The sequence below is a fragment of the Streptomyces hawaiiensis genome, from assembly GCF_004803895.1.
In the GTDB taxonomy this organism is placed as follows: Bacteria; Actinomycetota; Actinomycetes; order Streptomycetales; family Streptomycetaceae; genus Streptomyces; species Streptomyces hawaiiensis.
In genome coordinates, this window is record NZ_CP021978.1 from 3,214,714 (window position 1) to 3,229,122 (window position 14,409).

Sequence of the window (14,409 nt, forward strand, 5' to 3'; positions counted from 1 at the left end):
GGCATCGAGCTCGGCGGAGCGGGTGCGTTGCCGGGTGCGGGTGTGTGGGGCTTGTTCGCGCCCACGCGGCGGAGCCGCATATCGATACAGCCCCGCGCCCTGCGAAAAGAAGGCCTCTACGCCTCCGGGATCGAGACCAGCCAGCGTGTCTCCCTGCGGGGTCGCAGATACAGCGCCCAGTACAGGGTGGCCGCTGCCGTGATGCCGCCGGTCCAGAGCAGGTACGCCGGGTCCTGCTGGATCAGGATGTAGAGCAGGACCACGATCAGGAGGAGCGGGGCCGCCGGCCACAGGGGCATGCGCCAGGCCGGGGTGTGCCGGTGGGTTCCCCGGCGGGACAGCAGCGCGGCGATCGCGACCAGGAGGTACATGCCCGTCACCGAGACGCCGGTGACGCCGTAGAGGGTGTCCAGGTTCACGAAGCACAGGGCCGCGCCGGGGACGCCCACGGCGAGGGTGGAGACCCAGGGGGAGCCGAAGCGGCCGAGGCGGGAGAAGAGGGCGTTGACCGGCTCCGGCCACGCCTTGTCGCGGGCCGAGGCGAACAGGACGCGGGAGTTCTGGATGACCATGACGATCCCGGCGTTGATGATCGCGAGGGCCACGCAGAGGCTGACGAACGTACCCACGGCCGAGTTGGACCAGGCGGTGACCATGGTGCTGAGGTCCCCGCCGGTCAGGGCGGCGAGGTCCGGGGCGCCCAGGGTGATGGCGGCGACCGGGACCAGGATGATCACGGTGGAGATGGCGAGTGTGGCGAGGACCGTACGGGCCACCGAGCGGCGCGGGTTCTCCAGTTCCTCGGAGAGGTAGACCGCGGTGGAGAAGCCCTGGGTGACGAACAGGGCGATCGCGAGGCCGGAGACCACCAGGAGGGCCGTGACGGTGTCCGGGGCGCCGTTCGGGCCCGCCACCCGCATCGAGACCAGGCTGTCCGGGCCGCGTTCCGCGTGGCTGAAGCCCAGCACCGCCACCACGGCCGCCGCGATGACCTCCAAGACCAGGAAGACCCCGGTGATCCAGGCGTTGGCACGCAGGTCGAGCAGGCCGGCGAGGGTCGCGAGGAGCATCACCGAGGCGCCGGTCCAGGACGGGTCGAGGTGGACGAGGGGGGCGAGGTAGTCGGCCGTGCCCATCGCGATGACCGGCGGGACGATCATCACGACCAGCAGGGACAGGACGAACACCAGCCAGCCCGCGAGCCGCCCGGCCATCGTCGAGACCATGGCGTACTCGCCGCCGGCGCTGGGGATGAGGGTGCCCAGCTCGGAGTAGCAGAACGCCACCGCGACGCAGAGCAGCGAGCCGATGGCGATGGTGAGGGCGGTGGCGGTTCCCAGCGAGCCGAACAGGTCGGGGACAACCACGAACAGGGTGGAGGCGGGGGTCACGCAGGAGAGGGTGAGGAGGGTGCCACCGACGACTCCGATGGAGCGCTTGAGCTTCCCGGGGTGACGGTCCGGCGCCTGCGCGGCGGCGGTCTCGACAGGGCGGAGCGTGTCGGTCATGCGGCGGTTCCCATCGGCTCGGCGGTGAACTGCGCAGCATCACATCCCGACGAAAGCAGCACGTCAATGGCTGTTTACCTACGAAATCCGCAGCAGAACCAGGCTTTCACTGCCGTTTTGGGAAGCGGAGGCCAACGGGAACGGGGCGGGGGCTCCCTGCGGTTACCGCAGGGAGCCCCCGGAAAAAACTTTCGGTCGTCGCCTCAGTGGTTGCGCGGGAAGCCCAGGTCCACGCCCGCGGGGGCGTCGGCCGGGTCCGGCCAGCGGGTGGTGACGACCTTGCCGCGGGTGTAGAAGTGCGTGCCGTCGTTGCCGTAGATGTGGTGGTCGCCGAAGAGCGAGTCCTTCCAGCCGCCGAAGGAGTGGTAGCCCACGGGGACCGGGATCGGCACGTTCACGCCGACCATGCCGGCCTCGACCTCCAGCTGGAAGCGGCGGGCCGCGCCGCCGTCCCGGGTGAAGATCGCGGTGCCGTTGCCGAACGGGGAGGCGTTGATCAGCTCCAGGGCCTCCTCGTAGGTCTCGGTGCGCAGCACGGTCAGCACCGGGCCGAAGATCTCGTCCTGGTAGGCCTTGGCGGACGTGGGCACCTTGTCGAGCAGCGAGATGCCGATCCAGTGGCCGTCCTCGAAGCCGTCGACGGTGTGACCGGTGCCGTCCAGGACGACATCGCAGCCCTCGGCCGCCGCGCCCTCCACGTAGGAGGCCACCTTGTCGCGGTGGACCTTGGTGATGAGCGGGCCCATCTCGGACGTGGGGTCGTCACCGGGGCCGATCTTGATCTTCTCGGCGCGCTCGCGGATCTTCTCCACCAGCTCGTCGCCGATCGAGCCGACGGCGACCACCGCGGAGATGGCCATGCAGCGCTCACCGGCGGAGCCGTAGGCGGCCGAGACGGCGGCGTCGGCGGCCGCGTCGAGGTCGGCGTCGGGCAGGACCAGCATGTGGTTCTTGGCGCCGCCGAGGGCCTGGACGCGCTTGCCGTTGGCGGAGGCGGTGGTGTGGATGTAGCGGGCGATCGGGGTCGAGCCGACGAAGGAGACGGCCTTGACGTCCGGGTGCTCCAGGAGGCGGTCGACGGCCACCTTGTCGCCGTGGACGACGTTGAAGACGCCGTCCGGCAGGCCCGCCTCCGACAGCAGCTCGGCGATCTTGAGGGAGGCCGACGGGTCCTTCTCGGACGGCTTGAGGACGAAGGTGTTGCCGCACGCGATGGCGATGGGGAACATCCACATCGGCACCATCGCCGGGAAGTTGAACGGGGTGATGCCCGCGACGACGCCCAGCGGCTGGCGGATCGAGGCGACGTCGACGCGGCTGGCGACCTGCGTGGACAGCTCGCCCTTCAGCTGGACGTTGATGCCGCAGGCCAGGTCGACGATCTCCAGGCCGCGGGCCACCTCGCCGAGGGCGTCGCTGTGTACCTTGCCGTGCTCGGCGGTGATCAGTTCGGCGATCGCGTCCCGGTTGGCGTCCAGCAGCGCGCGGAACTTGAACAGGATCGAGGTGCGCTGGGCCAGCGAGGACTGGCCCCACGTCAGGTAGGCGTCCTTGGCGGCGGCGACCGCCGCGTCCACCTCGTCGGCCGAGGCGAACGCGACCTTCGTCGTCACCTCGCCGGTCGCCGGGTTGGTCACCGGCCCGTGCGTGCCCGAGGCGCCTTCGACGGTCTTGCCGCCGATCCAGTGGTTGACGATCTTCGTCATGGCCGGGAACTCCTTCACAGATGGCGGCGTCGGGTGGAGACGTGCCGTTCGTACAGCTCACGTGCCTTGACCGCGGACGGCCGTGTCGCGGTCTCGGCCACGGGTACATCCCACCAGGCCTGGGCGGGAGGCGCGCCCGACACTGTGTCTGCCGTTTGGGTCTCCACGTAGACACATGTGGGCGTGTCGGCGGCCCGGGCCTCGGCGAGGGCCTCCCGCAGGTCCCGTACGGTCTTCGCGCGCAGCACGCGCATGCCGAGGCTGGCCGCGTTGGCGGCGAGGTCGACGGGCAGCGGCGGCCCCGTGTACGAGCCGTCCTGGGACGGGTAGCGGTAGGCGGTGCCGAACCGCTCGCCCCCCACCGACTCCGACAGGCCGCCGATGGACGCGTAGCCGTGGTTCTGGATGAGCAGGACCTTGATCGCGATGCCTTCCTGCACGGCCGTGACGATCTCCGTGGGCATCATCAGATACGTGCCGTCACCGACCAGCGCCCACACGGGCCGGTCCGGGGCGGCCATCTTGACGCCGATGGCGGCGGGGATCTCGTAGCCCATGCAGGAGTAGCCGTACTCCAGGTGGTACTGGTCGGGCGATCGGGTCCGCCACAGTTTGTGCAGGTCGCCGGGGAGGGAGCCGGCGGCGTTGATCAGGATGTCCGACTCGTCGGCGAGTTCGTCCAGGGCGCCGAGGACCTGGGGCTGGGTCGGGCGGGTGTCCGGTTCGTCCACCTCGTAGCAGGCGTCGACGCGCTGCTCCCAGCGCTCCTTGTCCTCGGTGTACTCGGTGGCGTAGGTGCCGGCGACCCGGTACGCGTGCGGGCGCAGGGCGTTGGTGAGCTCCCGCAGGCCGCTGCGGGCGTCCGCGATCAGGGGCCGGCCGGCGAGCTTGTGGCCGTCGAAGGGGGCGATGTTGAGGTTCAGGAACCGGACGTCCGGGTTCGAGAAGAGGGTGCCGGAGGCGGTGGTGAAGTCGGTGTAGCGGGTGCCGGTGCCGATCACCAGGTCGGCGGTGCGGGCGAGTTCGTTCGCGGTGGCGGTGCCCGTGTGGCCGACGCCGCCGACGTCCTGGGGGTGGTCGTGGCGCAGGGAGCCCTTGCCGGCCTGGGTGGAGGCGACCGGGATGCCGGTGGTCTCGGCGAACTCGGCGAGGGCCTCCTCGGCGCGGCTGTGGTGGACGCCGCCGCCCGCGATGACCAGGGGCCTCTTCGCCGCCCGGATCGCCTGCACGGCCTCGGTCAGTTCCGTCGGGTCGGCGCCGGGACGCCGTACGGTCCAGACGCGCTCGGCGAAGAACTCCTCGGGCCAGTCGTACGCCTCGGCCTGCACGTCCTGGGGCAGGGCGAGGGTGACGGCGCCGGTCTCGACGGGGTCGGTGAGCACGCGCATCGCGGCGAGCGCCGACGGGATCAGGGCTTCCGGGCGCGTGATCCGGTCGAAGTACTTCGAGACCGGCCGCAGACAGTCGTTGACCGACACGTCGCCCGCGTAGGGCACTTCGAGCTGTTGCAGGACCGGGTCGGCGGGGCGGGTGGCGAAGATGTCGCCGGGCAGGAGCAGCACCGGCAGGTGGTTGATGGTCGCGAGGGCGGCGCCGGTGACGAGGTTGGTGGCGCCCGGGCCGATGGAGGTCGTCACCGCGTGCGTGGACAGGCGGCCCGACTGGCGGGCGTAGCCCACCGCCGCGTGCACCATGGCCTGCTCGTTGCGGCCCTGGTGGTACGGCATCTCCGCGGCGTGCTCCAGGAGCGCCTGGCCGAGGCCGGCGACGTTGCCATGGCCGAAGATGCCCCAGGTGGCGCCGATGAGCCGCTGCCGGACGCCGTCGCGTTCGGTGTACTGGGCGGACAGGAAGCGCACGAGCGCCTGTGCGACCGTCAGCCTCGTCGTCGGGGTCATCGGCATCCCTCCCTAGGGGTGATCACGGGTACGCAACGGCCGCGACGAGCGTTCATGTCGGAGACCTCCGGCGCGGGGCCGTAGCGGGCGGGGAGTTGTCGCTCGCACTTCGCTCCTGCCAAAGCAAAGCGGCTTCCCGCGCCGGAGGCGATCTGGGGCCGGGCGTCACGGGGCGGGTACGCGACGTCGGTGACCGACTTCGCGTACACGCCCTCCCTGCCCGGGAGGGGGGACTTCTCGTTTTCGACGCGTGGCGTGCACGCACCGCGGAGGGGCGGCACGAGCCACTCGCCGGTATGGGTGGTGTCCTCGGGGACGCACAGCTCGCTGGTCATGCCACGGCCCTCACAGCAGTCCGACGGCGGTGTCCACGGCGGCGGCCACGTCGCCGTCCGCCGGGTACAGCAGCGAACGGCCGACCACCAGCCCGCACACGGTGGGCAGTTGCAGGGCCCCGCGCCACTTCTCGTACGCCCCGTCCTGGTCGTCGCCGACCTCCCCGCCGAGCAGCACCGCGGGCAGCGTGGAGGTCGCCATGACCTCGGCCATGTCGTCGGGGTTGTCGGTGACCGGGACCTTCAGCCAGGTGTAGGCGGAACTGCCGCCGAGGCCCGAGGCGATGGCGATGGACTTGGTGACGGCCTCGGCGGAGAGGTCGTTGCGCAGCCTGCCCCGCTCGTCACGGCGGCTGATGAACGGCTCGACGAACACGGGGAGCTTGCGGGCCGCCATGGCGTCGACGGCCCGGGCGGTGGACTCCAGGGTGGTCAGCGAGCCGGGGTCGTCGTAGCCGATGCGCAGGAGCAGCTTGCCCGCGTCGAAGCCCAGGCGCTCGATGTCCTCGGGGCGGTGGCCGGTGAAGCGGTCGTCGAGTTCGAAGCTCGCGCCCTGGAGGCCGCCGCGGTTCATGGAGCCGAGGACGACCTTGCCGTCGAGGGCGCCGAGCAGGAGCAGGTCGTCGAGGATGTCGGCGGTGGCGAGGACGCCGTCCACGCCCGGGCGGGACAGGGCCAGGCAGAGGCGTTCGAGGAGGTCGGCGCGGTTGGCCATGGCCGTGCTGTGGCCACCGACACCGAGGGCGCCGCGGGCCGGGTGGTCGGCGGCGACGATCATCAGGCGGCCGTTGTCGTTCAGCAGCGGCCGGCGGGGGCGGCGGGCGGCGGCCTCGGCGATCGCCTCCGGGCGGCGGCTGCGCAGGCGGACGAGTTCAAGGACGTCGACGGTCACTGGACGGCCCCCGCGGTGACGGCCGCCTCGATCTCGTCCGGCGTGGGCATCGCGGAGGAGCACTCCAGACGGGAGGCGACGATGGCACCGGCGGCGTTGGCGTGCCGCATGGTCTTCTCCAGGTCCCAGCCGGCCAGCAGGCCGTGGACGAGGGAGCCGCCGAAGGCGTCGCCGGCACCGAGGCCGTTGAGGACGTTCACCGGCAGCGGCGGGACCTCGGCGCTCTCGCCGGCGCTGTTGATCGCGAGGACGCCCTTGGGGCCCTGCTTGACCACGGCCAGCTCGACACCGGCGTCCAGGAGGGCGCGGGCGGCGGCGTGGGGTTCGCGCACGCCGGTGGCGACCTCCACCTCGTCGAGATTGCCGACCGCGACGGTGGTGTGGCGCAGGGCCTCCGTGTAGAAGGGGCGGGCCGCCCCGGGGTCGGTCCAGAACATCGGGCGCCAGTCGAGGTCGAAGACCGTCATGCCCGCCTTGGCCCGGTGGGCGAGCGCCGCGAGGGTCGCCGTACGGCTCGGCTCCTCGCTCAGGCCGGTGCCCGTGACCCAGAAGACCCGGGCGTCGCGGATGGCGTCGAGGTCGAGTTCGTGCGCGTCGATCTCCAGGTCGGGGGCCTTGGGCTGCCGGTAGAAGTACAGCGGGAAGTCGTCCGGCGGGAAGACCTCACAGAAGGTGACCGGGGTGGGCAGGCCGGGCACCGGGGTGACCCAGCGGTCGTCCACGCCGAAGCCCTTCAGGGCCTCGTGGAGGTAGGTGCCGAAGGGGTCGTCGCCGGTGCGGGTGATCACCGCCACCTGCCGTCCCAGGCGGGCCGCCGCGACCGCGACATTGCTCGCCGAGCCGCCGAGGAACTTGCCGAAGGACGTGACCTGCGGCAGCGGGACGCCCGTCTGGAGCGGATACAGATCCACTCCGATCCGCCCCATGGTGATCAGGTCGTAGGCCATCGGTGTCCCCTCGATGCTCGGCTCTCCCCGGCTTTGTAGCCCCCTCTCGAAGCCCTGTCAATGTTTTGTCCGGACATTCGGACCAGATCATGACAGCGCTTTCCGCATGTCTACGTCCGGGTCCTCACAGTTCCGTAGTCTTCAGACTGCGCCACCCGCACCACGGCAGCGCCTCCAGGGCCCGGGTCAAGGCACCCCGCCGACATCCCGGCGTGCGCCTTTGCCCCGGGTGTGTCACAAACGCCCCCTCCCTGTCACACATGTCGCGTGTCCGCAGGTCTTCCGTCACACCCGGCGCACAGGCCCTGCCCGGTGTCACCGGGCGTCGTTGACCGGACACAGGCTTGTTGATCGCCAGCGCAGCGCCCGGCTCCCCCGGACGGCCGTCCACGGCCGCCGCCGTGGTGCGCGCGGGGAGGTGCACGTCATGACCGACCGAAGGCTCTGGTCCTACAAGGAGATCGCGGCGCACATCCGGGTGCAGCCGGACACCGTGCGGTCCTATCGCAAACACGGGCTGCTGCCCCCGCCCGACCATGTCGAGAGCGGCAAGCCCTACTGGTACGCCGACACCGTCCGGGCCTGGGTCGCCTCCAGGCCCGGCAACCGCGGCCGAAGAGCCGACTGACGCCGCCCCCCTGCGTCGGCCTCGTGCCCCACCTCCGTGTGGGGCACCGTCGCCGCCGGGGCGCCGGCTCCGTCTGCCGGGGTGTCAGCGCCAGGGCTCGATGACAGTCGCCCCCGCTCCCGGCGCCGTCCCCATCGCCGCCAGCGCGGGCGGGACCTCGTCCAGCGCGATCGTCGACGTCACCAGCAGGTCGGGGCGCAGGACTCCGCTGCGGACCAGCTCCAGCATCGGCGGGTAACTGTGCGCGGCCATGCCGTGGCTGCCGAGGAGTTCGAGCTCCAGGGCGATCGCGCGGGCCATCGGCACGGGTGTCGTGCCGGTCGGTGAGGGCAGCAGGCCGACCTGGACGTGTCGGCCGCGGCGGCGCAGGCCGTTCACGGAGGCGGCGCATGTGCCGGGTGAGCCCAGGGCGTCGAGGGAGAGGTGGGCACCGCCGCCGGTCAGCTCGCGGACCGCGGCCGCGGTGTCCGGCACGGCTGACGCGTCCAGGCACTGGGCCGCGCCGAACTTCCGCGCCAGCTCCAGGGCTCGTGCCGACACGTCGACCGCCACGACCCGCGCGCCCGACGCGGCCGCGATCATCACGGCCGAGAGCCCGACCCCGCCGCAGCCGTGCACCGCGACGGACTCCCCCGCCGCCACCCGGCCCTGCTGCACCACCGCCCGGTACGCCGTGGCGAACCGGCAGCCGAGCGAGGCCGCCGTAGCGAAGGACAGCTCCCCGGGCAGGGCCACGAGGTTCACGTCGGCGTGGTCCAGCGCCACGTACTGCGCGAAGGAGCCCCAGTGGGTGAAGCCGGGCTGGGTCTGGCGCTCGCACACCTGATGATCGCCCGCCGCACAGGACGGGCAGGTGCCGCAGGCGCAGATGAACGGCACGGTGACCCGGTCGCCCGGCCGCCACCCGGTCACCCGGGCGCCCACCGCCTCGACGACCCCGGCGAGTTCATGCCCGGGTACGTGCGGCAGTGCGATGTCCGGGTCGTGGCCCTGCCAGCCGTGCCAGTCGCTGCGGCACAGCCCGGTGGCCTCGACCCGCACGACGACCCCGTGCACCGCGGGCTCCGGGTCCGCGACGTCCCGCACCTCGGCCGCCTCCCCGTACCGCTCGAACACCACGGCCCGCATGGACCCACCCGCCTTTCGTGCATGTCGTGCCCGGGTCGCCCGGGGGCGCTGACCTCGCGCCGCAGGGCGTCAGCGTTTCGGAGAACGCTAGCGGCGCACCGCCCGGCCCGCCGGGGCGACCTTCACGTGGAACGACACGGCTGGGGCGACCTTCACGTGGAACGCCGCCGGGACGGCCTGCCCGTGGAACGACAGGGGACCGTCGGAGCGGGGCGCCCCCGGCCCCACCCGGTTGCCGTCCCGGTCAGCCCGCTGACGCCCCGATCTTGTCCCGGGCCGGTTCCGCCTCCCTCGCCGGCCGTTCCGGTTCGGCCTCGCTCAGGCCGAAGCGACCGAGACGACGGCGACGGCCGAGGCGACGGCGACGGCGACCGCCGAGACGACGGCCGTCACCCGCACCGCCCAGATGTGCGTCGGCATCCACAAGGCCGGCCTGGAGCTGATCCTGGCCCATGAGGGCGACGAGCGGGAGGCGTACGTCCAGGAGCTGAAGGGCGCCCTCCTGCGCTACCTGGAACCGCTCACGGGGGCTTCGTGAACTGATACCCCCTAGGGGTACAGTTGGATGTGCGGGCCCCCAGCGGACCCCACAGCCCCACACGCCTCGACGAGGAGTAACGACATGACCGCCCAGACCGACACCACGGGCCCCGTCACCACCGTCTTCAAGGTGAGCGGCATGAGCTGCGGACACTGCGAGGGCGCGGTCTCCGGCGAGCTCTCCCAGATCTCCGGCGTGAGCTCGGTGACGGCAGTCGCCAAGACCGGCGAGGTCACCGTCGTCTCCGCGGCCCCGCTCGACGACGAGGCCGTGCGCGCCGCCGTGGACGAGGCCGGTTTCGAACTGGCCGGCCGGGCCTGAGCCACCCGAGTTCGGCAGCCGGACAGGTCTGAGACGCGCCGGTCCTGGCACTCGTACCGTGTACGGGCCGTACGGCCGCCGCCCCCGGCCCGTACGGCCCGTTCCGCTTCCCGGGCGCCCCGCATCTCCTGGAGTGAGGACATGACCAGCACCACCGCACAGGCACCGGCCGAACGCGAGCCGGCCCTCGCCGAGGTCGAGCTGCTCATCGGCGGGATGACCTGCGCCGCCTGCGCGGCCCGCGTCGAGAAGAAGCTCAACCGCATGGACGGCGTCACGGCCACGGTGAACTACGCGACGGAGAAGGCCCGGGTCGCCTACCCCCGGGGCACCGAGGTCGCCGATCTGATCGCCACCGTGGTGAAGACCGGGTACACCGCCGAGGAGCCCGCGCCGCCGCGGGAGGAGGCCCCCGCCGCCGAGGACGAGGATCCCGAGCTGTCGGCTCTGCGTCGGCGCCTGACCGTCTCCGCCGTCCTCGCCGTACCCGTGATCCTTCTGGCGATGGTCCCGGCCCTGCAGTTCGACAACTGGCAGTGGCTCTCGCTCACCCTCGCCGCACCGGTCGTGGTCTGGGGCGGGCTGCCCTTCCACCGGGCGGCCTGGACGAACGCCCGGCACGGCGCCGCCACCATGGACACACTGGTCTCCCTCGGCACCCTGGCCGCGTTCGGCTGGTCCCTGTGGGCGCTGTTCCTCGGCGACGCGGGCATGCCGGGCATGCGGCACCCCTTCGAGCTCACGGTCTCGCGCGGGGACGGCGCCTCCTCGATCTACCTGGAGGTCGCCTCCGGGGTCACCGCCTTCATCCTGCTGGGCCGCTACCTGGAGGCCCGTTCCAAGCGCCGCGCGGGCGCCGCGCTCAGGGCGCTGATGGAACTGGGCGCCAAGGACGTGGCCGTGCTGCGGGACGGGCGCGAGGTGCGGATCCCGGCGCAGCGCCTGGCCGTCGGCGACCGGTTCGTCGTACGGCCCGGCGAGAAGATCGCCACCGACGGCACGGTCGTCGAGGGGGCCTCCGCCGTGGACGCCTCGATGCTGACCGGCGAGTCCGTGCCGGTGGACGTGGCGCCCGGGGACCCGGTCACCGGGGCGACGGTCAACGCGGGCGGCCGGCTCGTGGTCGAGGTCACCCGGGTCGGCGCCGACACCCGGCTCGCGCGGATGGCCAAGCTGGTGGAGGACGCGCAGAACGGCAAGGCCGAGGTGCAGCGGCTCGCCGACCGCATCTCCGGGATCTTCGTGCCGGTGGTGCTGCTGATCGCCGTCGCCACGGCCGGGGCGTGGCTCGGGCTGACCGGCGACGGCGTGGCCGCGTTCACCGCGGCCGTCGCGGTCCTGATCATCGCCTGCCCGTGCGCGCTGGGCCTGGCCACGCCGACCGCGCTGATGGTCGGCACGGGCCGCGGCGCCCAGCTCGGCATCCTCATCAGGGGCCCGGAGGTCCTGGAGTCCACGCGCCGGGTCGACACGGTCGTCCTGGACAAGACCGGCACCGTCACCACCGGCCGGATGACCCTCCAAGAGGTCCACGTCGCCGAGGGCGGCGACGAGAAGGAGGTCCTGCGGCTCGCGGGCGCCGTCGAGCACGCCTCCGAGCATCCCGTAGCCCGTGCGATCGCGCTGGGCGCCGAGGAGAGGGCCGGACGGCTCCCGGAGGTCGAAGCGTTCGAGAACGTCCCCGGGCGGGGCGTACGCGGGCGGGTGGAGGGCCGTGACGTCGCCGTGGGGCGGCTCTTCGACGACGTACCGCCCGAGTTGGCCCGCGCGCGGGACGAGGCCGAGCGGGCCGGGCGTACGGCCGTCGTGGCCGGCTGGGACGGGACGGCGCAGGCCGTTCTGGCCGTGGCGGACACGGTCAAGGAGACCAGCGCCGAGGCCGTACGCGCACTGCGCGCCCTGGGGCTGACGCCGGTGCTGCTGACCGGGGACAACCGCGCGGTGGCCGAGACGGTGGCCGCGGCCGTGGGGATCGAACAGGTGGTGGCGGAGGTCCTGCCCGAGGACAAGGTCGACGTGGTGCGGCGACTGCAGGCCGAGGGGCGGGTCGTCGCCATGGTGGGCGACGGTGTCAACGACGCGGCCGCGCTCGCCGCCGCCGATCTGGGACTCGCCATGGGCACCGGCACGGACGCGGCGATCGAGGCGGGCGATCTGACACTGGTCCGCGGCGATCTGCGGGTGGCCGCGGACGCGATCCGGCTGTCCCGCCGGACACTGGCCACGATCAAGGGCAACCTCGCGTGGGCCTTCGGCTACAACGTGGCCGCGCTGCCGCTGGCCGCCGCGGGTCTGCTGAACCCGATGATCGCGGGGGCCGCGATGGCCTTCTCGTCGGTCTTCGTCGTCACGAACAGCCTGCGACTGCGGACATTCCGGTGAAGTCCCCCGAATTCCCCCTAAGTTCACGGCGAACGCGATTTGAGCCCCTCTGGAGTCCCGGGCCCGGCTCACATAAGCTCTTCACAAGGCGCGCGCATCATCCTTACGCTTGGGCCTCGAACGGCATTTCTGGGCTCTTGCGCACCTAACGGACATACGCAAGAGACGCAGATCACAGTGATGTGAACGTAACCATCGAAGGGGTTCGAAGGTCTAAGTTGACGATGTCGGGGAGCGTCTTGGGGGGCGCCACCTGGCATCTGGAGATGTCTTGGGGGACTTCTCCAGAGATGCGTTGCCGGGGCACGTACACCGGGAAGCTTTGAGCGGCCCTCCCGGGCGTGCGCTGTCCCGGCAGATCGCACACCACAGCAGTACGACGAGTTTTGCTCGTTCTGCTCAACAGCGTTTCAGGCGCTGTCCTCACAGACGCCCGGCCGGATCCCGTGGGGGGAATCCGTACCGGGACTGGGAAGGCGCCCTGGTTCGTCGGCCCGTGGGGGGACCGGCGCCGGGGCGCCTTCTTTTTTGTCGCCGCGCCTCACCCTTACTCGTCCACGCTCTCCGCCTTCACCCGTCGACGCTCTCCGTCTCACCCGTCGACACTTTCCGCCTTCACCTCCTGCACTCTCCGTCCCCGCGCCCGCCCACGCGAAAGCCCCCGCACCCGCCGGAACAACCGGGCGGATACGGGGGCTCGAAGCCGTAGGGCGCCTCAGCGCTCCTCGACGGGGACGAAGTCGCGCTCGACCACGCCCGTGTAGATCTGACGCGGGCGGCCGATGCGGGAGCCCGGCTCCTTGATCATCTCGTGCCACTGGGCGATCCAGCCCGGCAGGCGGCCGAGGGCGAACAGGACCGTGAACATCTCGGTCGGGAAGCCCATGGCCCGGTAGATCAGGCCCGTGTAGAAGTCCACGTTCGGGTAGAGGCTGCGCGAGACGAAGTAGTCGTCGGAGAGCGCGTGCTCCTCCAGCTTGAGCGCGATGTCCAGCAGCTCGTCGGACTTGCCGAGCGCGGACAGCACGTCGTGCGCGGCGGCCTTGATGATCTTGGCGCGCGGGTCGAAGTTCTTGTAGACCCGGTGGCCGAAGCCCATCAGGCGGACGCCGTCCTCCTTGTTCTTCACCTTGCGGATGAAGGAGTCGACGTCACCGCCGGAGTCGCGGATGCCCTCCAGCATCTCCAGCACGGACTGGTTGGCGCCGCCGTGCAGCGGGCCCCACAGGGCGTTGATGCCGGCGGAGATCGAGGCGAACATGTTCGCCTGCGAGGAACCCACCAGGCGGACCGTGGAGGTCGAACAGTTCTGCTCGTGGTCCGCGTGCAGGATCAGCAGCTTGTCGAGCGCCGAGACCACGGTCGGGTCCAGGTCGTACTCCTGCGCGGGGACCGAGAAGGTCATGCGGAGGAAGTTCTCGACGTAACCGAGGTCGTTGCGCGGGTAGACGAACGGGTGACCGATCGACTTCTTGTACGCGTACGCGGCGATCGTCGGGAGCTTGGCGAGCAGACGGATCGTCGAGAGGTTGCGCTGGCGCTCGTCGAACGGGTTGTGGCTGTCCTGGTAGAACGTGGACAGCGCCGAGACGACCGAGGACAGCATGGCCATCGGGTGGGCGTCGCGCGGGAAGCCCTTGTAGAAGTTCTTGACGTCCTCGTGCAGCAGGGTGTGCTGCGTGATGTCGTTCTTGAACACCGAGAGCTCGTCGACGGTCGGCAGCTCGCCGTTGATCAGCAGGTAGGCGACCTCCAGGAAGGTGGAGCGCTCGGCCAGCTGCTCGATCGGATAGCCGCGGTACCGCAGGATGCCCGCTTCGCCGTCCAGGTAGGTGACGGCGGATTTGTACGCGGCGGTGTTGCCGTAACCGCTGTCCAGCGTCACCAGACCGGTCTGGGCGCGGAGCTTTCCGATGTCGAAGCCCTTGTCACCGACGGTGCTATCGATCACCGTGTAGGTGTACTCGCCGTCGCCGTACCGCAGTACTACAGAGTTGTCGCTCACGTCTTCCCTCACCGACGTTGTGCCTCATCTTCGAGGTTGCCCTGACTGTCTCTACCATCCCCCACTTGGCTCAGGAGAGTGCACTCGGGGTCGACCATCGGGCCTATTGACGGCACTG

At 71.4% G+C, this 14,409-nt stretch carries 10 protein-coding genes and 2 pseudogenes; 4 read left to right on the plus strand and 8 right to left on the minus strand.

Annotation, left to right across the window (positions count from 1 at the left end):
• Nucleotides 1-116 precede the first annotated feature (116 nt).
• The 6 genes and pseudogenes from CEB94_RS14745 to iolC all read right to left on the minus strand — a co-directional run bounded on the left by CEB94_RS14745 (nt 117) and on the right by iolC (nt 7,286).
• Nucleotides 117-1,508: an APC family permease gene (locus CEB94_RS14745; RefSeq protein ID WP_175432662.1), complete on the minus strand. Its 1,392-nt coding sequence runs from the start codon at nt 1,506-1,508 to the stop codon at nt 117-119.
• A 203-nt stretch (nt 1,509-1,711) separates the two neighbouring features.
• Nucleotides 1,712-3,214 (minus strand): CoA-acylating methylmalonate-semialdehyde dehydrogenase, encoded by a 1,503-nt coding sequence (mmsA, locus tag CEB94_RS14750; protein WP_175432663.1) that lies wholly within the window; start codon nt 3,212-3,214, stop codon nt 1,712-1,714.
• 14 nt (nt 3,215-3,228) lie between these two features.
• Nucleotides 3,229-5,112, minus strand: coding sequence for a 3D-(3,5/4)-trihydroxycyclohexane-1,2-dione acylhydrolase (decyclizing) (iolD, locus tag CEB94_RS14755; RefSeq protein ID WP_175432664.1), 1,884 nt, complete (start codon nt 5,110-5,112; stop codon nt 3,229-3,231).
• 35 nt (nt 5,113-5,147) lie between these two features.
• Nucleotides 5,148-5,417, minus strand: a pseudogene (locus CEB94_RS14760) (5-deoxy-glucuronate isomerase); the annotation flags it as partial.
• 40 nt (nt 5,418-5,457) lie between these two features.
• Nucleotides 5,458-6,339 (minus strand): Cgl0159 family (beta/alpha)8-fold protein, encoded by an 882-nt coding sequence (locus CEB94_RS14765; protein WP_175432666.1) that lies wholly within the window; start codon nt 6,337-6,339, stop codon nt 5,458-5,460.
• Entirely contained in the window at nt 6,336-7,286 is a 951-nt protein-coding gene (gene iolC, locus CEB94_RS14770; RefSeq protein WP_175432667.1) for a 5-dehydro-2-deoxygluconokinase, read from the minus strand. The genes CEB94_RS14765 and iolC overlap by 4 nt, the downstream gene beginning before the upstream one ends.
• Nucleotides 7,287-7,713: 427 nt before the next feature.
• Between iolC and CEB94_RS14775 the strand changes: the two genes are divergently transcribed.
• Entirely contained in the window at nt 7,714-7,914 is a 201-nt protein-coding gene (locus tag CEB94_RS14775; RefSeq protein WP_031130605.1) for a helix-turn-helix transcriptional regulator, read from the plus strand.
• A gap of 84 nt (nt 7,915-7,998) precedes the next feature.
• On the opposite strand, the gene CEB94_RS14780 is transcribed toward CEB94_RS14775, so the two are convergent.
• Nucleotides 7,999-9,042, minus strand: a complete 1,044-nt coding sequence (locus tag CEB94_RS14780) for a zinc-dependent alcohol dehydrogenase family protein (protein WP_175432668.1) — start codon at nt 9,040-9,042, stop codon at nt 7,999-8,001.
• A 373-nt stretch (nt 9,043-9,415) separates the two neighbouring features.
• On the opposite strand from CEB94_RS14780, the pseudogene CEB94_RS14785 reads away from it, so the two are divergent.
• The 3 genes and pseudogenes from CEB94_RS14785 to CEB94_RS14795 form a co-directional block, all read left to right on the plus strand.
• Nucleotides 9,416-9,580 (plus strand): annotated as a pseudogene (locus CEB94_RS14785) (TetR/AcrR family transcriptional regulator); the annotation flags it as partial.
• A gap of 84 nt (nt 9,581-9,664) precedes the next feature.
• The gene (locus CEB94_RS14790; protein ID WP_175432669.1) at nt 9,665-9,904 is read left to right on the plus strand and encodes a heavy-metal-associated domain-containing protein; all 240 of its coding nucleotides are present in this window, start codon (nt 9,665-9,667) and stop codon (nt 9,902-9,904) included.
• Between the two features lie 141 nt (nt 9,905-10,045).
• Nucleotides 10,046-12,286 (plus strand): heavy metal translocating P-type ATPase, encoded by a 2,241-nt coding sequence (locus CEB94_RS14795; RefSeq protein WP_175432670.1) that lies wholly within the window; start codon nt 10,046-10,048, stop codon nt 12,284-12,286.
• A gap of 715 nt (nt 12,287-13,001) precedes the next feature.
• Here CEB94_RS14795 and CEB94_RS14800 read toward each other — a convergent pair.
• Nucleotides 13,002-14,291: a citrate synthase gene (locus CEB94_RS14800; RefSeq protein WP_175432671.1), complete on the minus strand. Its 1,290-nt coding sequence runs from the start codon at nt 14,289-14,291 to the stop codon at nt 13,002-13,004.
• Nucleotides 14,292-14,409 lie beyond the last annotated feature (118 nt).